The 26,141-nt window shown below is 69.7% G+C and carries 29 protein-coding genes; 10 read left to right on the forward strand and 19 right to left on the reverse strand.

The genetic code is table 11. The features are described 5' to 3' along the window. Positions 1-13 precede the first annotated feature (13 nt). Positions 14-1,003, reverse strand: a complete 990-nt coding sequence (locus tag BLQ43_RS07985; protein ID WP_176758581.1) for a cobalamin biosynthesis protein — start codon at positions 1,001-1,003, stop codon at positions 14-16. Between the two features lie 111 nt (positions 1,004-1,114). Between BLQ43_RS07985 and BLQ43_RS07990 the strand changes: the two genes are divergently transcribed. Beyond that, complete coding sequence (locus BLQ43_RS07990) at positions 1,115-1,738, forward strand: cation efflux transmembrane domain-containing protein (protein ID WP_281217567.1); 624 nt, start codon at positions 1,115-1,117, stop codon at positions 1,736-1,738. A gap of 233 nt (positions 1,739-1,971) precedes the next feature. Here the strand turns inward: BLQ43_RS07990 and BLQ43_RS07995 are convergent, their stop codons facing one another. From BLQ43_RS07995 to BLQ43_RS08005, 3 genes are all read right to left on the reverse strand, one after another. Beyond that, on the reverse strand, positions 1,972-2,961 hold the full coding sequence (locus BLQ43_RS07995) for a glycine betaine ABC transporter substrate-binding protein (protein WP_090019620.1): 990 nt from the start codon (positions 2,959-2,961) through the stop codon (positions 1,972-1,974). A 153-nt stretch (positions 2,962-3,114) separates the two neighbouring features. Continuing rightward, positions 3,115-4,635, reverse strand: coding sequence for an aldehyde dehydrogenase family protein (locus tag BLQ43_RS08000; RefSeq protein WP_090019621.1), 1,521 nt, complete (start codon positions 4,633-4,635; stop codon positions 3,115-3,117). Between the two features lie 16 nt (positions 4,636-4,651). Continuing rightward, positions 4,652-5,620 (reverse strand): NAD(P)-dependent oxidoreductase, encoded by a 969-nt coding sequence (locus tag BLQ43_RS08005; RefSeq protein WP_090019622.1) that lies wholly within the window; start codon positions 5,618-5,620, stop codon positions 4,652-4,654. Between the two features lie 294 nt (positions 5,621-5,914). Here BLQ43_RS08005 and BLQ43_RS14745 point away from each other — a divergent pair, with 294 nt between their 5' ends. Both BLQ43_RS14745 and tenA read left to right on the forward strand, forming a co-directional pair. Continuing rightward, positions 5,915-6,262, forward strand: a complete 348-nt coding sequence (locus tag BLQ43_RS14745) for an SHOCT domain-containing protein (RefSeq protein WP_218119158.1) — start codon at positions 5,915-5,917, stop codon at positions 6,260-6,262. Positions 6,263-6,344: 82 nt separating this feature from the next. Beyond that, positions 6,345-7,067, forward strand: coding sequence for a thiaminase II (gene tenA / locus BLQ43_RS08015; protein WP_090019623.1), 723 nt, complete (start codon positions 6,345-6,347; stop codon positions 7,065-7,067). 24 nt (positions 7,068-7,091) lie between these two features. On the opposite strand, the gene BLQ43_RS14355 is transcribed toward tenA, so the two are convergent. From BLQ43_RS14355 to BLQ43_RS08020, 3 genes are read right to left on the reverse strand one after another with little or no spacing between them, the layout of a single operon-like run. Continuing rightward, positions 7,092-7,307 carry a hypothetical protein gene (locus BLQ43_RS14355; RefSeq protein ID WP_143006200.1) on the reverse strand — a complete coding sequence of 72 codons (216 nt, stop codon included), beginning with the start codon at positions 7,305-7,307 and terminating at the stop codon, positions 7,092-7,094. Continuing rightward, the gene (locus BLQ43_RS14360) at positions 7,294-7,926 is read right to left on the reverse strand and encodes a DUF6338 family protein (RefSeq protein WP_245659512.1); all 633 of its coding nucleotides are present in this window, start codon (positions 7,924-7,926) and stop codon (positions 7,294-7,296) included. The genes BLQ43_RS14355 and BLQ43_RS14360 overlap by 14 nt, the downstream gene beginning before the upstream one ends. A gap of 18 nt (positions 7,927-7,944) precedes the next feature. Further along, positions 7,945-8,202 (reverse strand): helix-turn-helix domain-containing protein, encoded by a 258-nt coding sequence (locus tag BLQ43_RS08020; protein WP_090019624.1) that lies wholly within the window; start codon positions 8,200-8,202, stop codon positions 7,945-7,947. Between the two features lie 121 nt (positions 8,203-8,323). Between BLQ43_RS08020 and BLQ43_RS08025 the strand changes: the two genes are divergently transcribed. Then, a complete protein-coding gene (locus tag BLQ43_RS08025; protein WP_090019625.1) occupies positions 8,324-8,608 on the forward strand; it encodes a hypothetical protein in 285 nt (94 codons plus the stop codon). A 15-nt stretch (positions 8,609-8,623) separates the two neighbouring features. Here the strand turns inward: BLQ43_RS08025 and BLQ43_RS08030 are convergent, their stop codons facing one another. The 7 genes from BLQ43_RS08030 to BLQ43_RS08060 all read right to left on the reverse strand — a co-directional run bounded on the left by BLQ43_RS08030 (position 8,624) and on the right by BLQ43_RS08060 (position 14,441). Further along, complete coding sequence (locus tag BLQ43_RS08030; protein WP_090019626.1) at positions 8,624-9,430, reverse strand: HesA/MoeB/ThiF family protein; 807 nt, start codon at positions 9,428-9,430, stop codon at positions 8,624-8,626. A gap of 342 nt (positions 9,431-9,772) precedes the next feature. Continuing rightward, complete coding sequence (gene cysK / locus BLQ43_RS08035; protein ID WP_090019627.1) at positions 9,773-10,753, reverse strand: cysteine synthase A; 981 nt, start codon at positions 10,751-10,753, stop codon at positions 9,773-9,775. A gap of 181 nt (positions 10,754-10,934) precedes the next feature. Then, positions 10,935-11,333 (reverse strand): ester cyclase, encoded by a 399-nt coding sequence (locus BLQ43_RS08040; protein ID WP_176758582.1) that lies wholly within the window; start codon positions 11,331-11,333, stop codon positions 10,935-10,937. Positions 11,334-11,467: 134 nt separating this feature from the next. Further along, a complete protein-coding gene (locus tag BLQ43_RS08045; RefSeq protein WP_090019629.1) occupies positions 11,468-11,923 on the reverse strand; it encodes an RrF2 family transcriptional regulator in 456 nt (151 codons plus the stop codon). A 41-nt stretch (positions 11,924-11,964) separates the two neighbouring features. Then, positions 11,965-12,417, reverse strand: coding sequence for a dUTP diphosphatase (gene dut, locus BLQ43_RS08050; RefSeq protein WP_090019630.1), 453 nt, complete (start codon positions 12,415-12,417; stop codon positions 11,965-11,967). Continuing rightward, the gene (gene coaBC, locus BLQ43_RS08055; protein WP_090019631.1) at positions 12,414-13,649 is read right to left on the reverse strand and encodes a bifunctional phosphopantothenoylcysteine decarboxylase/phosphopantothenate--cysteine ligase CoaBC; all 1,236 of its coding nucleotides are present in this window, start codon (positions 13,647-13,649) and stop codon (positions 12,414-12,416) included. The genes dut and coaBC overlap by 4 nt, the downstream gene beginning before the upstream one ends. Positions 13,650-13,715: 66 nt before the next feature. Next, entirely contained in the window at positions 13,716-14,441 is a 726-nt protein-coding gene (locus tag BLQ43_RS08060; protein WP_090019632.1) for a class I SAM-dependent methyltransferase, read from the reverse strand. Positions 14,442-14,758: 317 nt separating this feature from the next. Here BLQ43_RS08060 and mutM point away from each other — a divergent pair, with 317 nt between their 5' ends. Together mutM and BLQ43_RS08070 are read left to right on the forward strand one after the other, a co-directional pair. Beyond that, positions 14,759-15,601 carry a bifunctional DNA-formamidopyrimidine glycosylase/DNA-(apurinic or apyrimidinic site) lyase gene (gene mutM, locus BLQ43_RS08065; protein ID WP_090019633.1) on the forward strand — a complete coding sequence of 281 codons (843 nt, stop codon included), beginning with the start codon at positions 14,759-14,761 and terminating at the stop codon, positions 15,599-15,601. Between the two features lie 181 nt (positions 15,602-15,782). Further along, complete coding sequence (locus BLQ43_RS08070; RefSeq protein WP_090019634.1) at positions 15,783-16,928, forward strand: glycine cleavage T C-terminal barrel domain-containing protein; 1,146 nt, start codon at positions 15,783-15,785, stop codon at positions 16,926-16,928. A 97-nt stretch (positions 16,929-17,025) separates the two neighbouring features. On the opposite strand, the gene BLQ43_RS08075 is transcribed toward BLQ43_RS08070, so the two are convergent. Continuing rightward, on the reverse strand, positions 17,026-17,409 hold the full coding sequence (locus tag BLQ43_RS08075) for a hypothetical protein (RefSeq protein WP_143006202.1): 384 nt from the start codon (positions 17,407-17,409) through the stop codon (positions 17,026-17,028). Between the two features lie 233 nt (positions 17,410-17,642). Between BLQ43_RS08075 and map the strand changes: the two genes are divergently transcribed. After that, entirely contained in the window at positions 17,643-18,470 is an 828-nt protein-coding gene (map, locus tag BLQ43_RS08080; RefSeq protein WP_090019636.1) for a type I methionyl aminopeptidase, read from the forward strand. A gap of 13 nt (positions 18,471-18,483) precedes the next feature. On the opposite strand, the gene BLQ43_RS08085 is transcribed toward map, so the two are convergent. From BLQ43_RS08085 to BLQ43_RS08100, 4 genes are all read right to left on the reverse strand, one after another. Then, on the reverse strand, positions 18,484-19,122 hold the full coding sequence (locus BLQ43_RS08085) for a DUF4396 domain-containing protein (protein ID WP_176758583.1): 639 nt from the start codon (positions 19,120-19,122) through the stop codon (positions 18,484-18,486). Positions 19,123-19,210: 88 nt separating this feature from the next. Further along, complete coding sequence (locus BLQ43_RS08090) at positions 19,211-20,983, reverse strand: SulP family inorganic anion transporter (RefSeq protein ID WP_090019637.1); 1,773 nt, start codon at positions 20,981-20,983, stop codon at positions 19,211-19,213. Between the two features lie 12 nt (positions 20,984-20,995). Next, a complete protein-coding gene (locus BLQ43_RS08095) occupies positions 20,996-21,868 on the reverse strand; it encodes an MBL fold metallo-hydrolase (protein WP_090019638.1) in 873 nt (290 codons plus the stop codon). A 78-nt stretch (positions 21,869-21,946) separates the two neighbouring features. Further along, entirely contained in the window at positions 21,947-22,591 is a 645-nt protein-coding gene (locus BLQ43_RS08100) for a peroxiredoxin (RefSeq protein WP_090019639.1), read from the reverse strand. Positions 22,592-22,722: 131 nt separating this feature from the next. Between BLQ43_RS08100 and BLQ43_RS08105 the strand changes: the two genes are divergently transcribed. The 3 genes from BLQ43_RS08105 (at position 22,723) to purB (ending at position 25,930) form a co-directional block, all read left to right on the forward strand. Further along, positions 22,723-23,697, forward strand: coding sequence for a hydrogen peroxide-inducible genes activator (locus tag BLQ43_RS08105; RefSeq protein ID WP_090019640.1), 975 nt, complete (start codon positions 22,723-22,725; stop codon positions 23,695-23,697). Between the two features lie 92 nt (positions 23,698-23,789). Next, positions 23,790-24,506, forward strand: a complete 717-nt coding sequence (radC, locus tag BLQ43_RS08110) for a RadC family protein (protein ID WP_176758584.1) — start codon at positions 23,790-23,792, stop codon at positions 24,504-24,506. A 119-nt stretch (positions 24,507-24,625) separates the two neighbouring features. After that, the gene (purB, locus tag BLQ43_RS08115; RefSeq protein ID WP_090019642.1) at positions 24,626-25,930 is read left to right on the forward strand and encodes an adenylosuccinate lyase; all 1,305 of its coding nucleotides are present in this window, start codon (positions 24,626-24,628) and stop codon (positions 25,928-25,930) included. Positions 25,931-26,141 lie beyond the last annotated feature (211 nt).

The following is a 26,141-nucleotide window of genomic DNA, read 5'->3' on the forward strand; positions in this document are numbered from 1 at the left end:
TTTCGGGCGGCGCTCACAGCCCGTGGTAAAGCACGGTGATGAGCGCCACCAGCCCAACGTCGAGCACGCACGCCACGGTGTAGATCGCCAGCGCGCGGCCCACCTCGTGGCCGCTGGGGGCGCCCGCCGGCGAGAGCACGCGGTCCCGCCGCGCCGGCAGGTTCAGCGCCCCGCCGAGCGCGCCGATGGACCACCATGGCGCTTTCTTCAGCCGCCGCAGCGCCGTTTGCGGTTTCATCGTGGGCACGAAGGCGGCGGCCAGGATGATGAGCAGCCCGGCGATCTTGTCGGGAATCCACTCCAGCGCGGTGTTCAGGCGCACGGCGGCGAAGGCGAAGTCGCCCTCGCGCGCCGGGTCGTAGCCGCCGCCGCCGGGCCGGTTGCCCGTCGCGACCACGGCGGCGACCACGCGCACCCCCTGTTGCAGGAAGACCCCCGGCAGGCCGAGAATGATATACCAGAAGATCGGGGCCACCACCGCGCTGGCGTAGCGTTCCGCCAGCCCCCCGATGGCCGCGATGGCGATGCCGCGCGCGTCCAGCTTGTCCAGCCGTTGCGGGTCCAGAACGTCCCCGGCGAGGACACGGGCGTGCTCGCGCGCATCCGCCACCCGCCCGGTGTCGAGCGCGGCGCTCAGCCGGCCCGCCGTGCGCCCCGTGGCGCGCTGGCCGATCAGCGGCACCAGAAGGATGACCTCGAGGATCCAGGCGAACTGGAAGTGGCGGGTGAACAGCTCGATCCCGGCGCCCGAGGCCAGCGCCGCGATCCCCAGGCCGACCGCCACGGCCGCGCCGCGCACGATGAGCGCGTTGCGCCCGCGCTGGGGCCGGTTCAGGCGGCGTTCGAGGTCGGCGGCGGCGCGCGCCATCACCCCGCGCGGGTGCGGTAGCCACGGCAGACGCGCGACGAAGTCCCCGGCGTAGGCTTCCAGGGCCAGCGCGGCGAGGAGGATGAAGAGCGGGTCGGAGGCGCCGAACGCCCCGGGGGCAGGAAAGAAGTCCATGATGCCCGCCATCATCCCGGTGCAACCGGCTGACGGTCAACGCCCGGCCGCGCCCACGACCGCGGCGGCGTGAGCGTGTAGGCTGGACGCGCGGCAAGGAGGTTTTCGCACGTGAGTTGTTCGTGTGACGAGACGGTCGCTTCGGCGGGCGCGCGGCCCGGCTTCCGGCGCGCGCTGGTGGCCGTCATCGCCATCAATGGGGTCATGTTCGTCGTGGAGATGACGGCGGGAAGCTTGGGCGATTCCCAGGCATTGAAGGCGGACGCCCTGGATTTCCTGGGCGACAGCCTGACCTACGCCATGAGCCTCGCCGTGGCGGGCATGGCGCTGCGCTGGCGCTCGCGCGCGGCGCTGGTGAAGGGCGTCACCCTGGGCGCGCTCGGCGTCTGGGTGCTGGCGGCGACGGCCTACCAAACCCTGGTGCTCGGCGTACCCGACGCGGGCGTGATGGGTGGCGTGGGCGTGCTCGCCTGTCTCGCCAACCTGGCGAGCGTGCTGATCCTGCTGAAGCACCGCGAGGGCGACGCCAATGTGCGCTCGGTGTGGCTGTGCTCGCGCAACGACGCGCTCGGCAACGTGGCGGTGGTGCTGGCCGCCAGCGGCGTCTGGGCGTCGTCGAGTCCCTGGCCGGACCTGGCCGTGGCCGCCGGGCTCGCGGGCCTGTTCGTGTGGTCCGCGGTCGCCATCGTCCGCCGCGCGCTCGGCGAGATGCGGATGACGGCGCCGGCCGAATGACCGTTTTACAGCCCCGAAAAAAGAGCCCCGGCCGGGTGGCCGGGGCTCCAGGCAGATCGCTCGAGTGCGATGAGATGACGCAGAATCAGTCTGCGAGCCTCATCGCACTCTAATCTCTTTCGGTTGCGGGCATGATTCAGAGCCCGGATCGTTTGCGGGCCTGCGGCGCGCGCTGGCCTTTTGGCCTGGCCGATCCGATCTCATCATGCCCTAAACACCGGAAGGGGAGCGGGTTACTCCTTCACCGCCTTGGCGATGATCGGCTTCGCGGCCTTCTCGCCGTTCAGGGTGGTGATGCCGCCGGTCTGGTAGATGCCGCTGCGGTCGAACCAGCGGTCCAGCATCTCCGGGTTCTCGCGGATCATGCGCTTGCCGGCCGCGAGGGCTTCCATCTCCTGGTTCTGCACGTATTCCATGGCCAGGCTCTGCTCATCGACGGTCCAGTCGTAGTTGTCGAGGAACTGGCCGACGTTCGGGCACGCCCAGGCATAGCCCTCGCGCGTGACCGTTTGCACGATGACCTCGCCCTTGTTGGGGCCCCAGTACTCGGCCGCGCCTTCGAGATACTTGATGTCGTGGTTGATGTTCATGGGATGCGGCGCCCAGGCGAGGTGGACGATCCACTCCTCGTCCTGGGTGTGGTTGGCCAGCGCGGAGAGCATGCCCGCCTCGCTGGAGGGGGTGAGCTCCCAGTCGCCGAGCCCCGCGTAGTCGTCCTTGATCAGAGACTTGACGGTGTCGTTCCCGGTACTGCCGTGATCGATCCCATAAATCTGGCCGCCGAAGCGGTCTTTATATTCGTCCAAATCTTCAATGCTTTTAACACCGGCTTCATAAACGTAGTCCGGAACCGCGAGGGTGTAGGTGCCGCCGGTCAGGTTGGGGGAAACGATGTCCAACTTGCCCTGAATGCCGAAGGGCCGGAACATGCTGCGCGCCGAGGGGAACCACTGGGAAAGCATGGTGTCCACGTCGTCCCCGGCCATCGCCTTGTAGCTGACGGCGAGCGACGCCGTGGTGTTCTCCACCTCGTAGCCCAGTTTTTTCAGCATCCAGGCGGCGGTTTCCGTCTTGATGGAAACCCCCGTCCACGGCGGCTGGGCGAAGCGAACGGTGTCGCACTTGAAATCCTTGGCGAGCTCTTCCGCGTCCTGGGCGCTGGCCGTGGCGGACACCGAGACGGTCGCCGCCATCGTAACGGCAAACAAAATACCACGTTTCATGGTCGCACCTCCAAGCTGCGAGCTTCGTGGGTGCCCCGGGCCGCCGGGTACGGGCGGCCGTTTGTCCTCGGTCGTTTTGAAAACGGATTTGAAAAGACGGACAAACGGCCCGGCGACGGCCCGCGAGCAAACGGGGGGCGGACGACCCGCCCCCTACACCTGCACCCAGGCGGATTTGCTCTGGGTGTATTCGAGCATGCTTTCGAAGCACTTGTCCCGCGAATTGCCGGACTGCTTCCAGCCGCCGAAGGGCTGGGTCATGTCCCCGTCGTCGAAGGTGTTGACCCAGATCGTCCCGGCTTCGAGATCGCGCACGCAGCGGTGCGCGGTGCTCAGGTTGCTGGTCCAGATCCCGGCGGCGAGGCCGTAGATGGAATCGTTGGCGATGCGGATCGCCTCGTCCTCGTCGGCGAAGGGGATCATCGCCGTCACGGGGCCGAAAATCTCCTCCTGCGCGATCGTCATGTCCGGGCGCACGTCCGCGTAGGCCGTGGGCGCGACATAGGCGCCGGCGCTCAATTCGGGCCGCAGCGTCTCCTCGAACAGCTTGCGGGCGCCCTCGCGCTCGGCGCACAGCTTGTAGCCCTGCACGCGGTCCTGCGCCGCGTACTCAACCAGCGGACCGCAGGTGACGTTGGGGTCGAGCGGATCGCCCGGCACGTAGCGGCCCGGCGCGCGCTCGGCGAAGCGCTGCTGGACCTTGTCGTAAATCGACTTCTGCACCAGCAGGCGCGAGCCGGCGTTACACACCTCGCCCATGTTGGCGAAGATGCCGTCGATGGCGGCGTCCACGGCGCGGTCCAGGTCGGGCAGGTCGGCGAACAGCAGCTGCGGGCTCTTGCCGCCGCACTCCAGCGCCACCTGCTTGAGGTTGGACGCGCCCGCGGCCTTCATCAGCTCCTTGCCCACGGCGGCGGAGCCGGTGAAAGTCACCTTGTCCACCTGCATGTGCAGGCCGAGCGCCGCGCCGGCTTCCTCGCCCAGGCCGGGCACGACGGCGAAGGCGTCCGCCGGGCCGCCGGCCTCGACGAAGAGGTCGCCCATGCGCAGCGAGCTGAGCGCGGCCTGCTCGGCGGGCTTGAGGATGACGCTGTTGCCCGCGGCCAGCGCCGGGGCGACCTTCCAGATCGCCATCAGCAGCGGGTAGTTCCACGGCGAGATCGCGCCCACCACACCGAGCGGCTGGTGCAGCGTGTAGTGCAGCACGTCGCTGGCGGTGGCGGTGGTCGTGCCCGTGATCTTGTCGACGGATTCCGCGAAGAAGCGGATCGTCTTCAGCGCCTCGGGCATGTCCACGTGGACCATGTCGGCGATGGGCCGGCCCATCTCGACGGTGTCGAGCGCGCAGAACTCGGCGGCGTGGCGCTCGATCAGCGCGGCCCAGCGGAAGAGCACGGCCGCGCGGTCGCGCGGGGCCATGCGCGACCACGCGCCGGCGCGGTGCGCCGAGACCCCGGCGGCGACGGCGCGGTCGATGTCGCGGCTGCGCGCGCGGGCGATGTGGCCCACCACCGCGCCCGTGGCCGGGTTGATGGTTTCCACGGTTTCGCCGTCGGCGGCGTCGACGCGGTCGCCGCCGCACAGCATGCGGCCGTCGATGGGCAGCTTGGCGGCGTACTGCTGCCAGTCCCGGTGCGTCCATTCGGCGATGGCGTCGAGCGAGATGTCGGTCATCGTGTCGCGTCCTTCGTTAGCTGGCGTGTTGCAGGCGGCTCGGCCCGATTTCCACGCCGGGCTCTTCGACTTCGTCGTCCACGAGTTCCGCGGGGAAGCCCGCCGCGCGGATTTGCACCCCGCAGGCGTCCTCCAGGCGCTTGGCCACCTTGGGCGACCAGGCGCGGTCGCCGTAGCGGGCCTGGGTGTCGTGGAACACGCGCTCGACCGTGTCGGCGACGTCCTTGGGCACCTGGTTGCGCTCGGCCAGCTCGCGGAACAGGCCCAGGTCCTTGCGCACGAGGTCGAGGGTGAAGTTGATGTTGTAGCTGCCGTTGAGGATGACCTGGCTTTCCGTCTCGTGGACGAAGGAATTGCCGGAGGAGGCTTTGATCGCTTCGTAGGTCGTGGCCATGTCCATGCCGGCCTTGGCGGCGACGGCCCAAGCTTCCGCCAGCGCGGCGAGGTTCACCGAGGCCACGTAGTTCGTCAGCACCTTCAGCACCGAAGCGCTGCCGACGGGGCCGGTGTGCAGGATGCGCCGGCCCATGACCCGCAGCGCCGGGAAGGCCTTGTCGAAGGCCGAGCGCTCGCCGCCGACGAAGATCGAGATGTTGCCGGTGGCGGCGCGGTGGCAGCCGCCGGACACCGGGGAATCCAGGGGCTGCGCGCCGGTTTCGCTGACGCGCGCGCCCAGGCGGCGCACCTCGGATTCCAGGGTCGTGCTCATCTCCAGCCACAGCTTGCCGGGCGCCAGGCCCGCGAGCACCCCGTCGGGCGCTTCCATGACGGTCGCGCTGACCTCGGGGCTGGGAAGGCAGGTAATGACCAAATCCACGGACTCCGCCAGCTCCTTGGCGCTGTCCGCCCAATGCGCGCCCTGCTTCAAAAGATCTTCAGCCAGCGACGGGTCCAGATCGCGGACCGTCACGTCGAATCCATTTCGAACCAAACTTCCGGCGAGCTTGCCGCCGACGTTGCCCAGCCCGATGAAACCGATTTTCACGAAGTCCCCCTTTTTTGAACGCGGTCTTCGACAGGGAGCGTTGTCTTGAACGCTCGCACGACCGAGGGCGGCGCTTTGCGATCACGTGCCGACCCATTTTCCGGCGGAAAGGCTGTCACCGGCCGCTGATGATTGTCAACAATCATCAGTCAGCAAGAGCGCGGCCCGGCCCCCGTCTGCCGCGCGGACGGCGCCGTGGCGCCTCGGCCGCGCGATCGGCCAGGATGGCATTGGCGCCTTGACCGGCCCCCGCTGGAAGGCGTGAGCCTGACGGCAGCAACAGGAGGGTTCGCGATGCGGTTTGCACGCACGATGGCGGCGGTGGCCGCCCTGGGCGCGAGTGCGCCGGCGCTGGCGGTGGCACAGGAAGGCGGGCGCTATTACGGCCCGCAGCACATGATGGGCCCCGGCGGCTGGGGCTGGATCATGGGCCCGCTGATGATGATCGTCTTCCTGGCGGTCGCGGTGACCGTCGTGGTCCTGATCGTGCGCTGGCTGGGCGGCCATACGAACCACCCCCACCAGCCGCCCGCGTCCGGCCGCACCGGCGAGAGCCCGCTGGAAATCCTGGAAAAGCGCTTCGCCCGCGGCGAGATCGACCGCGAGGAGTTCGAGGAACGCCGCAAGATGCTGGAGCGGTGAGCGCCCAGCGCCTTGACGCGCGCGGCCGCGTGGGCGATCTGCGGCGACGGAATCGCCCACCCGACCGCGGAGTCAGCGCGAGATGAGCGACACCCCGGCCGCGCCCGAGCCGCCCATCGCGGACGCCAGCCTCGTCGGCCAGCTCAAGGCCGCGTGCGCCGACGACTGGTCGGCCTACACCGGGCACAGCTTCGTGCGCCAGCTCGCCAAGGGGACGCTGCCGGAGGCGAGCTTTCGGCACTACCTGATTCAGGACTACCTCTTCCTCATCCACTTCGCGCGCGCCTACGCGCTGGCCGTCTACAAGGCGGACGACCTGGACGAGATGCGCGAGTCGGCGGGGGCCGTGGAGGCGCTGCTCAACACCGAGATGCGGCTCCACGTGCAGTACTGCGAGCGCTGGGGCCTGTCGGAAGCGGACATGCGCGCCACGCCGGAAGCGCGCGCGACCATGGCCTACACGCGCTACGTGCTGGAGGCCGGGCACGCGGGCGACCTGCTCGACCTCCTGGTGGCGCTGGCGCCGTGCGCCTGCGGCTACGGCGAGATCGGGGCGCACCTGCTGGCCGACCCGGCGACGCGGCTGGACGGCAACCCCTACCGCGACTGGATCGAGCTGTACGGCGGCCCGGACTTCCAGCAGGTCTCGCGCAAGGCCGTGGCCCAGATCGACCGCGTGGCCGCCAAGCGCGCCGGCCGCGAACCCGCCCGGACCGACCGCTGGCCCGCGCTGTGCCGCCTCTTCCGCGACGCCACGCGCCTGGAAGCCGACTTCTGGCAGATGGGCCTGGATCGGAGCGGGTAGGGTCCGGACGCGCGCCTCGCGAGCCTATGTGTTGTCGCTGCTGGAATTGGACCCGTTCTCCGGGCGGCTGGATGCGGTCCCGCCGGACGCGGCTGGCGGGCGCTGCACGCTGCTGCCGCCCACCGGCGGCGTGTAATCCGTCGGCTTCGCGTGAGATTGCGGCCGATAGCCCTTTTCAAGCGGCTGATAGCCCTCCTCCAGCCGGCCCTTGGAAGCTTTCGCAGTCTCATCCTTTGCCATCGTCGTTTCCTCCCACGCCGATAAACTCAATATATGCGATGTCTTGGTCTTTGATCAAGATTCCTTTCCCTTCCGGCCCCATTTGCCACGTCCTATCGTCTTCTATATGAAATATTTGCTCAATATAGAGATCGCGCTCACTGGGATCTGAAGAGGCAAACGATTTTGGCCCAAAAAAGCCGCCAACAAAACTCCCATCATGGAACGTTATCAGAACCCAATTTGCCGTGCTGATCCGCGGGAAGACATAGTCCCACGCAGCCGGCACTGGATGCACCGGATGAAGTCCCATTTTTCGAAAAGCTCGTTCGGACCAACCGTGCTGTGTGTCATAGCTGGCGAGGATACCGAGCGCGATCGGGGATAAAAACACCACGACGAACCAGATCAGCACGGACAACCACGTATTGGTGTTCGCGTCCTCGAACGCGGACCAGATGACGATCAGCCACGACCATACTGCGAAATTAACCGCCCCGAGCGCGATTAGCTCGATCAAAATTCGATTTGCACGTTCCATTCGACCTGTTGTAAATTTTGACCTAATATAATATATTATAAAGCCTGGAATGATAAATGATACAATAAGAAAAAGGTTGGATTGTAGAGTTGGTAACATTCAGAAAAACTCGCTTGTTTAAAAGGGCACCTGTTTCGCGCCCTTGCGCAACCGAACCCCCGGTTCCTCGCCGTCGAGGAAGGTGACGCCCGCGTTTTCCAGGGCGGCGCGGATGGCTTCGGCGCTGAGGCGGCGGGGCTGGGTTTTGCCGCGTTCCAGGCCGCGCACCGTGACCGTGCCGACGTGCGCGGCGTCGGCCAATTCCTGCTGGCTCCAATCCAAGAGCCCGCGCGCGGCGCGGCACTGTTCCGCCGTGATGATCGGGACGTGAGCCATCGCTTTTCGACGCTGCCGTTCGTTTGCCACGCCCCTAGGCGGTTGACGGCGCGCTGTCCAATCGGCCATGCTCAAACCCGTCGATCAACGACGGATTCTATGTTCAGCAGCGGGTTTGGTGATGGCGGATGCGGCGTGTGCGCGGGACGGCGCGGGCGAGGACTCGGGCGGCGGCGACTCGGGCGCCGGGCGGACGCCGGAGGCCACCATCCGCGCGATGGACGACGCCGTCAGCGAGGCCCTGGCGGCGCTGGAGGCCGTGGAGGTGCTGGCGGACCGCGTGGACGCGGCCGCCGCGCGCGCCGGCGCGACGGGCGTGCCGAGCCTGGGCCTGCTCGCGGCCGTGCGCTGCCTGCGCGCCCATCTGGACACCGTGGATGCCCGGCTCACGGCCGACGGTGGTTGATACGGCTGTCCGCCGTCACCCCGCGCGCACGCCGCCGTCGGGTGTCGCGGTCAGGTCGCGGATCGTGGCGTCGGGGCCGCAGAGGGGGCAGGCGGGGTCGGGCTTGGTGGTGATCGTGCGGAAGGTGGTGTGCAGGCCGTCGTAGAGCAGCAGGCGGCCGGTCAGGCCCTCGCCCACGCCAAGCAGCTCCTTCGCCACCTCGGTGGCCTGGAGCGAGCCCATGACGCCCGGCAGCATCGCCAGCACGCCCACGTCGGCGCAGGACTGCTTGGGGTCGGCCTCGGGCTGCGGGCCGAAGACGCAGCGGTAGCACGGCCCCCGCTCGAACGCGCGGAAGGTGGCGAGCTGGCCGTCGAAGCGGTGGATGGCGGCGGAGACGAGCGGCCGCGCCGCGAGAAAACAGGCGTCGTTGACCAGATAGCGCGTGGCGAAGTTGTCGCTGCCGTCGGCGACGAGGTCGTGGCGCCGGATCAGGTCGATCAGCCCGTCGGCCGATAGGCGCTCGGGCACCGTCTCGACCGCGATCTCGGGGTTGATGGCGCGGATGCGCTCGCGCGCGCTCTCCACCTTGGGGCGGCCGACATCAGCCGTGGCGTGGATGACCTGACGCTGCAGGTTGGCGAGGTCGACGACGTCGTCGTCCACGACCGTCAGATGCCCGACGCCCGCCGACGCGAGATACATCAAGAGCGGCGAGCCCAGGCCGCCCGCGCCGACCACCAGCACCGAACTGTTCAGCAGGCGTTCTTGCCCGTCCTCGCGGATTTCCGGCAGCACGAGGTGGCGGGCGTAGCGCTCGATCTGCTCGTCGTTGAGGTCCATGACCCGGTTCCGTGGCAGCAGCTTCGACCGCTCAGATGGCCCCGGCCGCCCGCCGCGCGCAAGGCCGTCGGCCGTTGCCACACAACACGTTTTCAGCCGGCATCTTTGGTCGTGAGAGACCCGTACGTCAGCCGCGCGACGCCGGTGTCGCGTGACAGAGGGCTCCAAGGATCATCCTTGGTCCAAAGATCATCCTTGGTCGTGAGGAACCCATTCGTCGCCGCGAGACGCCGGTGTCAAATGACAGATGTTTCCAAAGATCATCTTTGGTCGTGAGAGACCCGTACGTCAGCCGCGCGACGCCGGTGTCGCGTGACAGACGGTTCCAAGGATCATCCTTGGTCACATGCCGTCGAAGAGGGGGGTGGAGAGGTAGCGTTCGGCGGCCGAGGGGACGACGGTGACGATGGTTTTGCCCTGCATGTCCGGGCGCTGGCCGAGTTCCATGGCGGCGGCGATGGCGGCGCCGGAGGAGATGCCGACGGCCATGCCTTCCACGGCGGCGGCTTCGCGCGAGGTGGCGAAGGCGGTGTCGTTGCCGATGCGGATGACCTCGTCGATCAGCGAGGTGTCGAGGTTGTCCGGGATGAAGCCGGCGCCGATGCCCTGGATCTTGTGCGGGCCGGGCTGCCCGCCGGAGAGGACGGGGCTGTCCTCGGGTTCGAGCGCGACCATCTGCACCGACGGCTTGCGCTGCTTGAGCACGGAGCCGACGCCGGTGAGCGTGCCGCCGGTGCCGACGCCGGAGATGACGACGTCCACCTCGCCGTTCGTGTCGGTCCAGATCTCCTCGGCCGTGGTGCGGCGGTGGATCTCCGGGTTGGCGGGGTTGCGGAACTGCTGCGGCATGGCGGCCTTGGGCATGTCGTGCAGCAATTGTTCCGCCTTCGCAACGGCGCCGCGCATGCCCATGCTGCCGTCGGTGAGCACGAGTTCGGCGCCCATGAGGCGCAGCATTTTGCGCCGCTCGACCGACATCGTCTCCGGCATGGTGAGGATGAGGCGGTAGCCCTTGGCGGCGCAGACGAAGGCGAGTGCGATGCCGGTGTTGCCGGAGGTGGGCTCGATGACGACGGTGTCGGCGTCCAGGCGGCCTTCGGCTTCCATGGCCTCGACCATGGCCATGCCGATGCGGTCCTTCACCGAGGACAGCGGGTTGTAGTACTCGCACTTGCCGAGAACGGTCGCGCCCGTGACGCCGTGGCGCTCGCTCAGCCGCGGCATGCGCACCAGCGGCGTCCCGCCGATGGTGGCGAGCGGGGAGTCGTAGATGCGGCCCGGGGCCTTGGGTGAAGCATCGAGGCGGGCGTCTTGCTGCGACATGGCGAGCGCCTTTTTCGCGGTGTGCGGCTTCCAGGGACGGGATTTAGGCCCGCGCGCGGGCCGGGCGCAAGACCGCTGACGGTGTTGTCGCGTGCTGGTGCGCGCTGGTTCGCTCAAGAACTCGCGTACAGCTGTGCGCCGCTTTGTTCAGGGTGTCGCGTACAGCTGTGCGCCGCTTTGTTCAGGGTGTCGCGTACAGCTGTGCGCGCAGGCTCTCAATGTCGCCGACGACCCAGATCTCGCTCAGCCGGCCGCGCGCGGCGGTGAAGAAGCCGGCGCCGGACCAGGTGACCTGTCGGCCGGTGGGCGGCGCGCCGAGCAGCGTGCCCACGTGAGTGCCGGTGAAGGTCAGGCGCGCGGCGGCGCGCGGTTCCTCGACGACGAGGTCGTCGATGATGCAGCGGAAGCCCGTCAGCACGGCGCGCGTGCCGCGCATGTAGCGCAACACGCTCTCCGGGCCCTCGCTCGCCTCGCTCAGCGTGCCCTTGAAGCGCACCGAGGGCGAGAGGATCGCGCGGGCGGCCGATTCGTCGGCGCGGTTCCAGGCGTCTTCGTAGAAGCGGACCGTGAGCGTTCTCACGTCCGATCGCAGCGGCGTGCGGGCGATCGCGGCACCTCGCGGGGAACGGGTGGTTCCATCGGCGGCCGCGATTGTCGGTGCAACCCGGGGGATGGGGCAAGCGCCGCCAACCAGCTGCGGGCGCGGGCGCGCCGTCAGATGGAGAAGTCGGGCATCTGCGCGGCTTCGGAGACGATGCCCTGCTTGCGCGCGCGGTCGCACAGATCCTCGACGGTCATCTTGTCGAAGCGGGCCATCATCTCGTCCTGCATGTCGCGCCAGATGGGGCGGATGACGGTGCGCCCGATCTCCGAGCCCTCGTTGTCGTCGGTGGGGTCGGTGCTGCCCTCCAGCTGGCGGACGATGCGGATGATCTCGCCCACGGTGATGCGGCGGCGCTCGCGGGCCAGGCGGTAGCCGCCGCGCGGGCCGCGCTGGCCGGCGAGGACGCCGTGGTGGACCAGCTGCTGCAGCACCTGTTCCAGGTAGCGCCGGGGGATGCCCTGGCGGCGCGAGATCTCGGTCGAGCGCACGGGCTGGGCGCCCGCGTTGTAGGCGATGTCGACCACCGCCTCGATGGCGAACAGCAGCTTCTTCGACAGGCGGAGCATGGTGCCTCGTCAGATCGCGTTCGAATTGGGCAGGGGGCGCGTCAGTCGGTGGAGCCGAAGCCGCCGTCGCCCCGGTCGGTCGCGGCGGCGCCGGACACCTCGGCCACGGGCCACCAAACCGCGTTGAGTACGGGCGCGAACACCAGCTGGGCGATGCGGTCGCCGCGCGCCACGGTGTGGGGCTGCGGCCCCAGGTTCACGAGCAGCACGCCGATTTCCCCGCGGTAGTCGCTGTCGATCGTGCCGGGGGCGTTGAGGACGGTGACGCCGTGCTTGGCCGCAAGGCCCGAGCGCGGGCGCACCTGGGCCTCGTAGCCGGCCGGCAGGGCGATGGCGATGCCGGTGGGGATGTGGGCGTGCGTGCCCGGGTGGATGGTCGTGTCCGCCGTCAGGGCCGCGTGCAGGTCCATGCCGGCGCTGCCCGGCGTGGCGTAGGCCGGCAGCGTCATGTCGCTGGCGTGCGGCATCTGGGCGACGGGGATGGTGAGGCTCACGACCCTTCTCCGAGACTGTCGGCGATGCGCGCGGCCAGGCGCTCGGCCACGTCCGTCTTGGCGAGGCGCGGCCACGCCTCCGGCTCCGCGTCGTCGCCGGTGATGAGGTGGACGGTGTTGTGCGCGCCGCCGAAGGTGCCGGTGCCGGGGGCGACGTCGTTGGCGACGATCCAGTCGCAGCCCTTGCGGGCGCGCTTGGCACGGGCGTTGGCGACCACCGCGTCCGTTTCGGCGGCGAAACCGACGACCAGGGGCGGCCGGTTCGCCCCCGGCTGGCTGAGGCGGGCCAGGATGTCCGGGTTCTGCACCAGCTCCAGCGCCCAGGCGTCGCGGCCCTCGCGCTTGCACTTGTGCGCGGCTTCCTCGGCCGCGCGCCAGTCGCCCACGGCGGCGGCGCAGACGGCGACGTCCACGGGCAGCGCGGCCTCGCACGCGGTCAGCATCTCGCGCGCGCTTTCCACGTGGCGGACGGTGACGCCCGCCGGATCGGGCTCGGCCGTGGGCCCGGTGACGAGCGTGGTGTCGGCGCCCAGCCGGGCGAGGGCGGCGGCGACGGCGTGGCCCTGGCGGCCCGAGGCGCGGTTGGCGATGTAGCGCACGGGGTCGATGGGCTCGTGCGTGGGCCCGCTGGTGACGAGCGCGCGCCGGCCGGCCAGGGGCGCGTCCGCCCCGAAATGGGCCTCGACGGCGTCGCGGATGGCCTCGGGCTCGGCCATGCGCCCCGGCCCGTGCTCGCCGCAAGCCATGTCGCCGGCGTCGGGGCCGACGACGCGCACGCCGCGTCGGCGCAGGGTTTCGACGTTCGCCTGCGTGGCCGGATGCTGCCACATGCGCACGTTCATCGCGGGCGCGGCGAGCACCTCGGTGTCCGTAGCCAGCAGCAGCGTGCTCGCCAGATCGTCCGCCAGCCCGCTCGCCTGCTTCGCCAGGAGGTCGGCGCTGGCCGGCGCGATCACCACCAGGTCGGCCTCGCGGCTGAGTTGGATGTGGCCCATGCCGGACTCCGCCGTCAGCGCCCAGAGGTCGCGGTAGACGACGTCCTCGCTCACCGCCTCCAGCGCCAGGGGCGTGACGAAGCGCGCGCCCGCCTCGGTGAGGACGCAGCGCACGGCCGCGCCGCGCTCGCGCAGGCGGCGCACCAGCTCCGGCGTCTTGTAGGCGGCGATGCCGCCCGAGACGACGAGCAGGATACGTTTCCCGGCGAGGGGTTTTCCGGCGGGGGCGGGTGGCATCGGCACATTCCACGGTGGCGAGCTGTGATTAAGCTAGCGCCGCGGGGCCGTGCAGGCAAGCCGGGATCAGAGCCGGCGGGCGCTGTGCAGGGCGACGATGCCGCCGGAGAAGTTGCGCCAGCCCACGCGCGCCAGGCCCGCCTCGCGCATGCGCTCCGCCAGGGTGGGCTGATCGGGGAAGCGGCGGATGGAATCCACGAGGTACTGGTAGCTCTCGCGGTCGCCCGCGACGGCCTCGCCGAGGCGCGGCAGGACGGCGTGCGAATAGGCGTCGTAGAGTTGCTGCAGGCTGGGCCAGACGACGCGCGAGAACTCCAGGCACAGCAACCGGCCGCCGGGGCGCAGCACGCGCGCAGCCTCCGCCAGCGCCGCGTCGACGTCGGTGACGTTCCGCAGCCCGAAGGCGATGGTGTAGGCGTCCACCGACGCCGAGCCCACGGGCAGGCGCTGGGCGTCGCCGCACACCCACGACAGCCCCGTGAGCCGGCCTCCGTCGATGGCGCGGTCGCGGCCGACCTCGACCATCGAAGCGGTGAGGTCGCAGACGACCACGTTCCCCTGGCCGCGCATGCGGTCGTGGATGCGGAAGGCGATGTCGCCCGTGCCGCCGGCGACGTCCAGCACCGTCTCGCCGGGGCGTGGGTCGAGCTGGCGCACCATGCGGTCCTTCCAGCAGCGGTGCACGCCGCCGGACATGAGATCGTTCATCAAGTCGTAGCGCCGCGCGACCGAGGTGAAGACCCCGCGGACGAAGCCGTCCGAGGCGCGCCGATCGGGAAACTGCTCGCTCATGGCCGCGAGCCTACGTGGGCGGCGGCGCGTGTTCCATCCCGTTTGGCAACCACCGTGTGTTTGGGGCATGCGCTCGGGGCTTGGCGCTGCCCCAGCCGAGATTGACGCGTTCGGCCGAAGGTGTAGGTCTCGGCCAGCCGACGGTATGGATGGTCCAAGGACCATCCTTGGTCGTGAGAGACCCGAACGCCCGCCATGCAACGCCGGTGTCGAGTGACAGGCGTTTCCAAAGATCATCTTTGGTCGTGAGAGACCCGAACGCCCGCCACGCAACGCCGGTGTCGAGTGACAGATGTGATGAAACACACGGTGTTTCCATGCCTGAACTGCCGGAAGTCGAGACGGTATGCCGCGGCTTGCGGCCGGTGCTTGCGGGCCGGCGGCTGGCGCGGGTGGTGCAGCGCAGCCCGGCGCTGCGCTGGCCCATGCCGGAGGGGCTGGAAGCACGGCTGACGGGCCGCACGGTGACGGCCGTGGCCCGGCGGGCGAAGTACATCCAGCTGCATCTGGATAACGGCGGCGTGCTGCTGGCGCATCTGGGGATGTCGGGGCGCATGGTGGTGGCCGAGGACCCCGAGGCGCCGTTCGAGCCGCACGACCATCTGGTGCTGGTGACGGACGCGGGCGCGCAGATCCGCTTCAACGATCCCCGGCGCTTCGGCATCGTGGAGATGACCAGCGACAACGCGCTCGCCGAGCACCGCCTGCTGCGCCACCTGGGGCCGGAGCCGTTGGACCCGGCGTTCGACGGCCCGGCGCTGGCGGCACGGCTGGACGGCCGGCGCACCCCCATCAAGGCGGCGCTGCTGGACCAGACGACCGTGGCGGGGCTGGGGAACATCTACGTCTGCGAGGCGTTGTTCTTTGCCGGGATCTCGCCGCGCCGGCAGGCGCGCGCGGTGCAGGGCAAGCGGGCGGCGGACCTGGCGGCGGCGATCCGGCGGGTTTTGGAACGCGCCGTGGAGGCCGGCGGCTCCTCGCTGCGCGACTACCGCCAGTCCAGCGGGGAGCTGGGCATGTTCCAGCACGCCTGGGCCGTCTACGGGCGCGAGGGCGAGGCGTGCCCGGGCTGCACCTGCGAGCCGGCGCAAACGGGCGGCATCCGGCGCATCGTGCAGAGCGGCCGCTCCACCTTTTATTGCCCGCGCCGGCAGCGTTAAGGGCGGTTCGTCGAGGAATTTGCCCCCTCGTATGCCCGCTTCCACGGCCCGTTCAGCGCGCCACAATCGCAGACCATCCACCTGCTTCCGGTGGGCGATGGAGCCGGGGTGCGTTGCGGATTGACGTGGTCGTTCGCCCACGGTAGATAGACCGATCTGTATAAATGGGAGGTTCGAACGCATGACGACCGCACCCGATCCCACCACCTTCGATCTGCGAATCCGGAAGTCGCCGTATTTCCCCGCGACGCAACGCTGGGGCGCGCAGGCCTATTCGGTGTACAACCACATGTACATTCCGCGCAGCTTCGGCGACCCGGTGCAGAACTTCTGGAACCTGACCGAACGCGCCATCCTCTGCGACGTCGCCGTCGAGCGCCAGGTCGAGATCACCGGCCCGGACGCGGCCGAGTTCACGCAACTGCTCACGCCGCGCAACCTGTCGAAGCTGAACGTCGGCCAGTGCAAGTACGTCTTCCTGACCAATCAGTACGGCGGCGTCATCAACGACCCGATTCTGCTGCGGCTCGACGAGAACCACTTCTGGCTGTCGCTGGCGGACAGCGACGTGCTGCTGTGGGCGCAGGGCCTGGCCGCGTACGCGGGCCTGGACGTCTCGGTGGGCGAGCCGGACGTCTCGCCGCTCCAGCTTCAGGGCCCGAAGTCCCTGGAGATCATGAAGGACCTCTTCGGCGAGGACATCGAGGAGCTGCGCTACTTCTGGCTGCGCGAGACGGAGCTGGACGGCATCCCGCTCGTGGTTTCGCGCACCGGCTGGTCCAGCGAGCGCGGCTACGAGATCTATCTGCGCGACGGCAGCCGCGGCGAGGAGCTGTGGGAGCGCATCATGGCGGCCGGCAAGCCCTACGGCCTGGCGCCGGGCCACACCTGCACCATCCGGCGCCTGGAAGGCGCGATGCTCTCCTACCAGGCCGACATGGACCTGGGCACCAACCCCTACGAGCTGGGCATGGACCGCCTGGTGGACCTGGAGATGGACGCCGACTTCGTCGGCAAGGCGGCGCTCAAGCGCATCCGCGAGGAGGGCGTGTCGCGCAAGCTGGTCGGCCTCGACGTTGGCGGGCCCGCGCTGACCTCGCCGAACACCGAGCCCTGGCCCGTGTTCGACGGTGAGCGGCGCGTCGGCTGCATCACCTCGGCGGTGCACAGCCCGCGCCTGGGGCAGAACATCGCCCTGGCGCTGGTGGCGACCGAGCTGAGCGAGGAGGGCACGCCGCTCGCCACGACGGACGGCACGCACCACCGGCCGGCCAAGGTGGTGCCCAAGCCCTTCTTCGACCCCAAGAAGACGCGGGCGATGGCGTAAGCGCCAGCGTCGGGAGGCCCGTGCCTCGGTCGGGTCGGCTCGGGCCTCCCTCCCGACCCGCTTTTGGATGCCGCGACCCCGTGAGGGTGCGCGCGGCCTACTCGCCCGCGGCCTCGGTGACGGTGTAGCCCTTGCGCTGCATGCAGTCTGCGATCAGACGGTTGAGGCGCTGCTCGTAGCCGAAATCTTCCATGCGCTGGCGCAGCTCGACTGTCTGGCCCGATGCCGAGGTGGTGCCGGTCGTGCCGAGCTCGGTGCTCCGGTCGATGCGCTGGTCGCGCGCGATCTGGGCGCGCGCGCTGTCCACGCAGGCTTCCAGGTCGGCCTGTCGGGCTTCGTCGTCGACGCCCGCCTGCTCGAAGCGCTCGGTTTCCGGCTCGCCCGCCTCGGACCAGGGGAACTGGATGTCGAAGGCGTCCGTGCCGCAGCCGGCCAGCAACAGCCCCGCGACGCCCAGCGCCGCTGCGCGCATTCCGCGCATCGTCGTCTCCTCCTTGCCAAGCTGTCCCGACGGTGGGCGGTCGGGGCGCGGTGTGCAATCCTGCGCGCGGTTCCGCCCCACCACCCGAATGCACGATGGCGTGAGGCGCTTCGCCGCGCCCGGATGCCGCGCCGCGCGGGCCGGCGCGCCGGCCCGGGGTTGCAAACCCGGCCCCGACCGCATTGAATTGAGCCACCGCCCGATCCCCCGAAACCACAGCCTGTCGAAGTTCGATGGACCAGCCAGAGCAACAGACCGTCGAGGCCAAGGACCGCCGCCGCGTCACACTCCACGGCCCGGAGGCGTTCGCGGGCATGCGCCGCGCGGGCCAGCTCGCCGCGCAGGTGCTCGACTATATCGCGCCCTACGTTCGCCCCGGCGTGACCACGGGTGAGCTGGACCGGCTGTGCCACCAGTTCATCCTGGACCACGGCGCCACGCCGGCGCCGCTGAACTACAAGGGCTTTCCCAAGGCCACCTGCATCTCGGTGAACCGGGTCGTCTGCCACGGCATCCCGAACGACGAGAAGAAGCTGCGCGACGGCGACGTCCTCAACATCGACATCACCGTCATCCTGGACGGCTGGCATGGCGACACCAGCCGCATGTTCTGGGCCGGCCGGCCCGGCGTGAAGGCGCGCAAGCTGTGCGACGTCACGCACGAGGCGATGATGCGGGGGATCGAGCAGGTGAAGCCCGGCAACACCCTGGGCGACGTGGGCCACGCCATCCAGCATTACGCCGAGCGCAACCGCTTTTCCGTGGTGCGCGATTTCTGCGGCCACGGGCTCGGGCAGGTGTTCCACGACGCGCCCACGGTCCTGCACTACGGCGATCCGGGCACGGGCCTGGAACTGCAGCCGGGGATGCTCTTCACGATCGAGCCCATGATCAACGCCGGCAAGCCCGACGTGAAGATCCTGGAGGACGGCTGGACCGCCGTGACGCGCGACAAGGCGCTTTCGGCGCAGTTCGAGCATTCCGTCGGCGTGACGGAGGACGGCGTCGAGGTCTTCACCTATTCGCCCAAGGGCCTGCACAAGCCGCCCTACGACGGCTGACGCGCGGTCCGCGTCACGCGGCGGCGTGGGCGCGGGGGTCGTGCATGCCTTCCTTCACGCCCAGGCGGATCAGCACGACGTTGACCGGGTAGGCCGCCGCCAGACCCACGGTCAGCGAGACGATCAGCGAGCCCCAGAACAGCGGTTCGGCCAGCCCGGCGCCGCCCGCGAGCGTCAGATCGACGCCGATCGCCACGGTCTCCATGACGGCGATGCTGGCGGTTTCGCTGGTCACGGTGTCGACGAAGGCCGTGGCCACGCGCTCGCCGCCCTGGATCAAGGGGCCCATCGTCAGCGCGAAGCCCATGATGTAGGCGCAGGCGAAGGTCAGCCCCGCCGTCCACACGGTGCTGAGCCCGAGCAGTCCCACCGCCACCAGCAGGCCGACGATCTCGCCCAGGCCGCAGCCGGAATAGCAGTGCGACACCGAGCGGAAAGCGCGCCGCCAGATGTCGTCGCGCTGGATCTGCTTGCGGCCGGCATAGTGGTAGATCGCCAGCCCCAGCGGCCCCGAATAGGCCACGGTCAGCACCCACACGACCTTCATCAGGCCGTGGATTTCCGGGTTGTTGCGCGCCAGATCGCGCATCAGCGCGGCCAGCGACGCGGCCACCACCGCGATCCAGCCCGCGAGCAGCAGCCATCCCGTCATCGCCCCTCCCGAAGGCCCGCGTGCCCGCATCACGGCCTGCGGGCGCACGGAGCCAACACCGCCGGACGGGATCGGGTTCCCGGAGTCCCTACACGGCGTGCAACTCCCGCTCCAGGCGACGGCCCTCGGCGCGGGCGACCGTGTCGGGGTCCAGCTCCGCCATCGCCTGTCGCTGGCTGAGGAAGACCTTGCCGGTCAGCTCCTCCAGGAAGTGGGCGCGCTGCAGGCGGTCCATGACCGGGCCCTTCACCTCGGAGAGGTGGAACTGGACGCCGGCGGTGTGCAGGCGCTCGTTGATCGCCTCCAGGCTCTCCAGCGCGCTGGCGTCGATCAGGTTCACGGCCGAGCACTGCAGCACGACGTGCTTCAGCTCCGGCCGCTCGGCGATCATGTCGTAGATCTTGTCTTCCAGGTAGCGCGCGTTGGCGAAGTAGAGGCTTTCGTCCACGCGGATGGAAAGCACCTCCTCGCTCGTCACCACGCTGTGGCGGTCGACGTTGCGGAAGTGCTCCGTGCCCGGCACCTGGCCGACGATCGCCATGTGCGGGCGGCTGGTGCGCCACAGGTAGAGCGCCACCGACAGCCCGACGCCGGAAACCACGCCGGCCTCCACGCCCACGCCGAGCACGATCAGGATGGTCGCCGCCATCGCGGCGAAGTCGGGCTTGGAGTAGACGAAGGTGCGCTTGATCGCGCCCAGGTCCACCAGCGACAGCACGGCCACGATGATGGTCGCCGCCAGCGTCGCCTTGGGCAGGTAGAAGAACAGCGGCGTCAGGAACACCGCCGTCGCCGCGATGCCCACGGCCGTGAGCACGCCCGCCATGGGCGTCTCCGCCCCGGCGTCGAAGTTCACCACCGAGCGCGAGAACCCGCCCGTCACGGGGAAGCCGCCGGAGAAGGCGGCGGCCAGGTTGGCCGCGCCCAGGCCCTTCAGTTCGTGGTTGGCGTCCACGCGCTGGCGCTTCTTGGCCGCCAGCGTCTGCGCCACCGAGATGGATTCCACGAAGCCGATCACGCTGATCAGCAGCGCCGAGGTCGCCAGGCTGCCCCAGAGGTCGAGGTCCAGCGGCGGCGCGGTCACGGGCGGCAGGCCCTCGGGAATGCTGCCCACGATGTCCACGCCGCGCGCGCCCAGGTCGAAGATCGCCACCGCCGAGGTGGTGACGACCACCGCCGCCACCGGCCCGGCCTTGGCGAGCAGGTCCGCGGCGAAGGGCGAGATGCCCAGCCGGTCGCGCAGCAGGGGCTTGAGGTTCGTGCGCACCCAGAAGAGGAAGGTGGTCGCCCCCGCGCCGATCGCCAGGGTGTAGGGGTTCGTCTCCCCGATGTGCGCGGCCAGCGCGGTCACGATCGCGACGAGCGTGTGGCCCCCGGCGTCGATCCCCAGGACGTGCTGAAGCTGGCTGGCGGCGATGAGGATGCCGGAGGCGGTGATGAAGCCCGAGATCACGGGGTGGCTGAGCAGGTTCGCCAGGAAACCCAGCCGCGCCAGGCCCATCGCCACCAGCATCAGGCCCGACAGCATCGCCAGCGCGATCGCCGCGCCGACGTACTCGGGCGAGCCCGGCTCGGCGACGCGCGACGCGGCCGCCGCCGTCATCAGCGACACCACCGCCACAGGCCCCACGGCCAGCGCCCGGCTGGAGCCGAAGATGGCGTAGGCGATCAGCGGCAGGATGCTGGCGTACAGCCCCACCTCGGCCGGCAGGCCGGCCAGCATGGCGTAGGCCAGGCTCTGCGGGATCAGCATGATGGTGACGATCACCGCCGCCACCAGATCGGCCGAGAGGTCCCGGCCGCGATAGCTTTTCAGCCAGGCGGCGGCGGGGATCGCGCTGTCGAGCCGGGGGAGGCGCATGGTCGCTCGGGCTCAGAACTGGTTGAGCGGGATCTTGAGGTAGGCGACGCCGTTGTCCTCCGGCGCCGGCAGCCGGCCCGCGTTGGTGTTCACCTGCAGGGCGTGCAGGATCAGCACCGGCAGCGGCAGCTCCGCGTCGCGCGCGTGGCGCATCCTGACGAATTCGGCCTCGCTGACGCCGTCGTGCACCATCGGGTTCTCGGCGCGCTGCTCGGCCACGGTGGACTCCCACTGCGGCGCGCGGCCGCCGGGCATGTAGTCGTGCCCGGTGAACAGCCGCGTCTCGCCGGGCAGCTCGTCCAGGATGCGGCGGATCGAGCGGTAGAGCGTCTGCGCGCTGCCGCCGGGGAAGTCGGCCCGCGCGGCGCCGAAGTCCGGCTGGAAGAGGGTGTCGTGCACGAAGGCGGCGTCGCCGATCACGTAGGTGACCGAGGCGAGCGTGTGGCCGGGAGAATGCATCACCCGCGCCGGGAGCTCACCCACCTGAAAGGTGTCGCCCTCGGCGAAGAGGCGGTCCCACTGGCGGCCGTCGGTCGGCGTGTCCTCGGGCCAGTTGTAGATCTTCTTCCAGAGCTGCTGGACGTCCTTCACGTGCTCGCCGATGGCGATGGGCGCGCCCGTCTGCTCCTTGAGGTAGCTGGCCGCGGAGAAGTGATCGGCGTGGGGATGGGTGTCCAGGATCCACTGGACGGTCAGCCCGTTCTCGCGGACGTGCTGGAGGATGGTGTCCGCGTGCTCGGTGCTGGTGCGGCCCGCCTTCTCGTCATAGTTCAGCACGGGGTCGATGATGGCGCACTGCTTCGTCGCCGGGTCGGCGGCCACGTACTGCACGCTGAAGGTTTTGTAATCGAAGAAGCCGGTGACCTCGGGGCCTTGTGTGCTCATGGCGCGTCTCTCGCTTGTGATGGTCCAGCCGGGCGGGCAGGGACGCCCGGCGGACCGGGCGTCCCGCGGAATCGGGCCTTACAGCTCCTTGGTGCAGAAGTACCAATCCGTGTAATTGTAGCCCGCGTTCGCGCGCTGCTCGGCCTCCGCCTGGGTCTGCGGCGGCGGCACGATGACGCACTGACCGGGGGTCCACGCCTCGGGCGTGGCGACGCCGTACGCGTCCGCCGTCTGTAGGCTCTGCACGAGGCGGACGACCTCCTCGATGTCGCGGCCGACCGGCATGGGATAGTAGATCATCGCGCGCAGCACACCCTCAGGGTCGATGACGAAGGTGGCGCGCACGGCGGAGGTGTCGCTGGCGCCCGGCTGGATCATGCCGTAGGCGGTCGCGACCTTCATGGAGACATCGTCGATGATCGGGAATTGGACGTCGACGCCGAAGTTCTCCTTGATGCTGCGCACCCAGGCGATGTGGGCGTGCTTGCTGTCGATCGACAGGCCGAGCAGGTCGCAGTTCATCTCCTGAAAGCGCTCGTGGTTCTTGGCGAAGCCGACGAATTCCGTCGTGCAGACGGGCGTGAAGTCGGCGGGGTGGGAGAAGAGGACCAGCCACCGGCCCGTGTAGTCGGACAGCGAGCGCTGGCCCTGGGTCGTGGGCGCGCAGAAGTCCGGGGCCGGCTCGTTCAGGCGGGGCAGGGTGGGCTGCTGCTCGGTCGTCATGGCGCAAGCTCCTTTTGCAAAGCCGTTCGTGACACCGCGCAAGCTGGTCGCCTTGCTCCGTTCGGTGAAATGAATAATTTTGCGGAGTGTGATCGATTGAACCGAACAGAGTCCGCTGCGGAGGGTCCACCATGCTGCCCAGCCTGCGCCAGCTTCGCTTCCTGGTCGCGCTCGCCGACGAGCGCCACGTCGGCCGCGCCGCCGAGGCCTGCCACGTCAGCCAGTCCACGCTGAGCGCGGGGCTGAAGGAGCTGGAGGCCACGCTCGGGGTCGGGGTGGCCGAGCGCACCAAGCGCTCGGTGACGATGACGCCGGTGGGCGAACAGCTCGCCGAACGGGCGCGCGGCGTCCTCACGGCCACGCACGACCTGGTGGACCTCGCCAGTCGGCAGGCCGGAACCCTGCGCGGCGACTTGCGGCTGGGCACCATCCCCACGATCGGCCCCTACCTCATCCCGCACGCCATGCCGGCGCTGCGGCGCGACCATCCCGACCTGCGGCTCTACCTGCGCGAGGAACTCACCGAGAGCCTCATCGAGGGCCTCGCCGCCGGCCGGCTGGACGCCATCCTGATCGCCCTGCCGTACGAGACGGGCGACCTGGCGACCGCGACGCTGTTCGAGGACAGCTACACCCTGGCGGCGCCGCGCGCGCACCCGCTCGCCGGGCGCGAGCAGGTGAGCGGCGCCGACCTGCGCGAGCATTCGTTGCTGTTGCTGGAGCGCGGCCACTGCCTGCACCGCCACGCGCTCTCCGCCTTCCCGGAGGTGCTGCCGCGCGAGGACGACAGCTTCGCCGCCACCAGCCTGTCCACGCTGCTGGCGATGGTGGAGATGGGGCTGGGGCTGACGCTGCTGCCGCAGCTGGCGCACGACGCCGGGGCGGCGCGCTCGCACGAAATCGCGCTGGTGCCGCTCCGGGGCGCGTGCCCGCGCCGCGTGGTGCTGGCGTGGCGCCGCACCTCCCCCCGCCAGCCCGAGTTCGAAGCCCTGGCCGAGGTCTTCCGGGCCGCGCGGGCGCGGCTGGCAGCGGACGCGGACCGGCCGGCGGATGCCGGCGACGCGGGCGAGGATGCACACGCGTGTGTGCCCGCGGCCGCGCGCTGAGCTTGCAAACGCGGGCGGGACAGCCTTGAATTGCGCGCAGCGCGCCGCCGCCGGGCGGCGCACACACCGGCATGCCGGACCGCGGAGGCGCGATGGCGGACAATGGGGCGCGCTCGGGTGACGGAAAGGACGGCGGGCGTCCCCACTACACGGGCCATCGCCAGCGTCTGCGCCAGCGCGTGCTCGATGCCGGCGGGCAGGCGCTGCAGGACTACGAGATCCTGGAGGTGCTGCTCTTCGCCGCCCACCCGCGCGGGGACGTGAAACCGCTGGCCAAGCGGCTGTTGCAGCGCTTCGGCTCGCTGGCCGCCGTGCTCGCCGCCGATCCCGGCGACCTCGCCGGCGTGAAGGGCATGGGCGACGCCGCCGCCGCCACGCTCAAGGTGACCCAGGAGGCCGCCGAGCGCGCGGGCCGCGAACGCGCCCAGCAGCGCACCGTGCTGTCCGACTGGGAGAAGGTGCTGCGCTACTGCCGCGTCGCCATGGCCGAGGACAAGGTGGAGCAGGTCCGCGTCCTCTTCCTCAACCGCAAGAACCAGCTCATCGCCGACGAGCAGCTCGCGCGCGGCACCGTGGACCACACGCCGGCCTCCCCGCGCGAGATCATCAAGCGCGCCCTGGCGCTGGAAGCCAGCGCGATCATCCTCGTCCACAACCACCCCTCGGGCGATCCCACGCCCTCCAAGGCGGACGTGGAAATGACGCGCGAGATCGCGGACGCCGGCAAGAAGCTCTCCGTCAACGTCCACGACCACGTCATCATCACCCGCACCGGCCACGCCTCCTTCAAGCGGAAGGGGTTGTTGTAGCGCCGGAGCTTTCGCCCGAGCTCGGTTCGCCGTGACCGAACGGTTTCTGCGGCGTTGACAGCGCCCACCCGTCGCGGCCTATCTCCGCCCGTCCCACGGCGAGTCGGAGGATGCCCGCCATGATCCCGCGCTACAGCCGCCCCGAGATGGCCCGCATCTGGGAGCCCGAGAACCGCTTCCGCATCTGGTTCGAAATCGAGGCGCACGCCTGCGACGCGCAGGCCGAGCTGGGCGTCATCCCCCATGCCGCCGCCAAGGCCGTGTGGGAGCGCGGGCAGTTCGAGGTCGCCCGCATCGAGGAGATCGAGCGCGAGACCCGCCACGACGTCATCGCCTTCCTCACCAACCTCGCCGAGCACGTCGGCCCCGAGGCGCGCTTCGTCCACCAGGGCATGACCTCCTCCGACGTGCTGGACACCTGCCTCGCCGTCCAGCTCGTCCAGACCACCGACCTGCTGCTCGCCGGGCTCGACCGCCTGCTGAACGCGCTGGAAACGCGCGCCAAGGAACACCAGGCCACGCTCTGCATCGGCCGCAGCCACGGCATCCACGCCGAGCCCACGACCTTCGGCCTCAAGCTTGCCAGCCACCACGCCGCCTTCGCCCGCGCGCGCAAGCGCCTCGTAGCCGCGCGCGAGGAGGTCGGCACCTGCGCCATCTCCGGCGCCGTGGGCACCTTCGCCACGATCGATCCCTACGTGGAGGAATACGTCGCCAAGCAGATGGGCCTGACGCCCGAGCCCATCTCCACGCAGATCATCCCGCGCGACCGCCACGCCGCCTTCTTCACCACGCTGGGCACGATCGCCAGCAGCATCGAAAACCTCGCCACCGAAATCCGCCACCTGCAGCGCACCGAGGTCCGCGAGGCCGAGGAATACTTCGAGGAAGGCCAGAAGGGCTCCTCGGCCATGCCGCACAAGCGCAACCCCATCCTCTCCGAGAACCTGACGGGCCTCGCGCGCATCGTCCGTTCCGCCGTCACCCCCGCGCTGGAAAACGTGACCCTCTGGCACGAGCGCGACATCTCCCACTCCTCCGTCGAGCGCGTCACCGCCCCCGACGCCACGATCGCCCTCGACTTCGCCCTGCACCGTCTTGCCGGCACGATCGAAAAGCTGCTGGTCTACCCGGACACCATGAAGGCCAACCTCGACCGCCTGGGCGGGCTGGTCTACTCCCAGCGCGTGCTGCTCGCGCTCACTCAGGCCGGTGTCGCGCGCGAGGACGCCTACCGCCTCGTCCAGCGCAACGCCATGAAGGTCTGGAACGAGGGTGCCGACTTTCTCTCCCTCCTGCAGCAGGACGAGGAGGTCACGGCCGCGCTCGACCCCGACGCCCTGGCCGCCTGCTTCGACCCCAGCTTCCACACCCAGCACGTCGGCACCATCTTCGCCCGCGTCTTTAAACACGAGCGTGTTTAATCGCTTCTTTCACTCGACACCGGCGTTGCGCGGAGATGAATGGGTCCATCACGACCAAAGATGATCTTTGGAAACTTGTGTCAGACCGACGGACGCCCGAGTGCATTCGCCGTTTGCGTCAATCTTGGGGAAGGTGCCGGTCCGAAACCGGTGCCGAAGCGCGTCGGGGCTGCCCGCTCGTGGACCTGTTCGCAAGTGCGCCGGGGTGGCA

It is taken from the genome of Limimonas halophila (genome assembly GCF_900100655.1).
Lineage (GTDB): Bacteria > Pseudomonadota > Alphaproteobacteria > Kiloniellales > Rhodovibrionaceae > Limimonas > Limimonas halophila.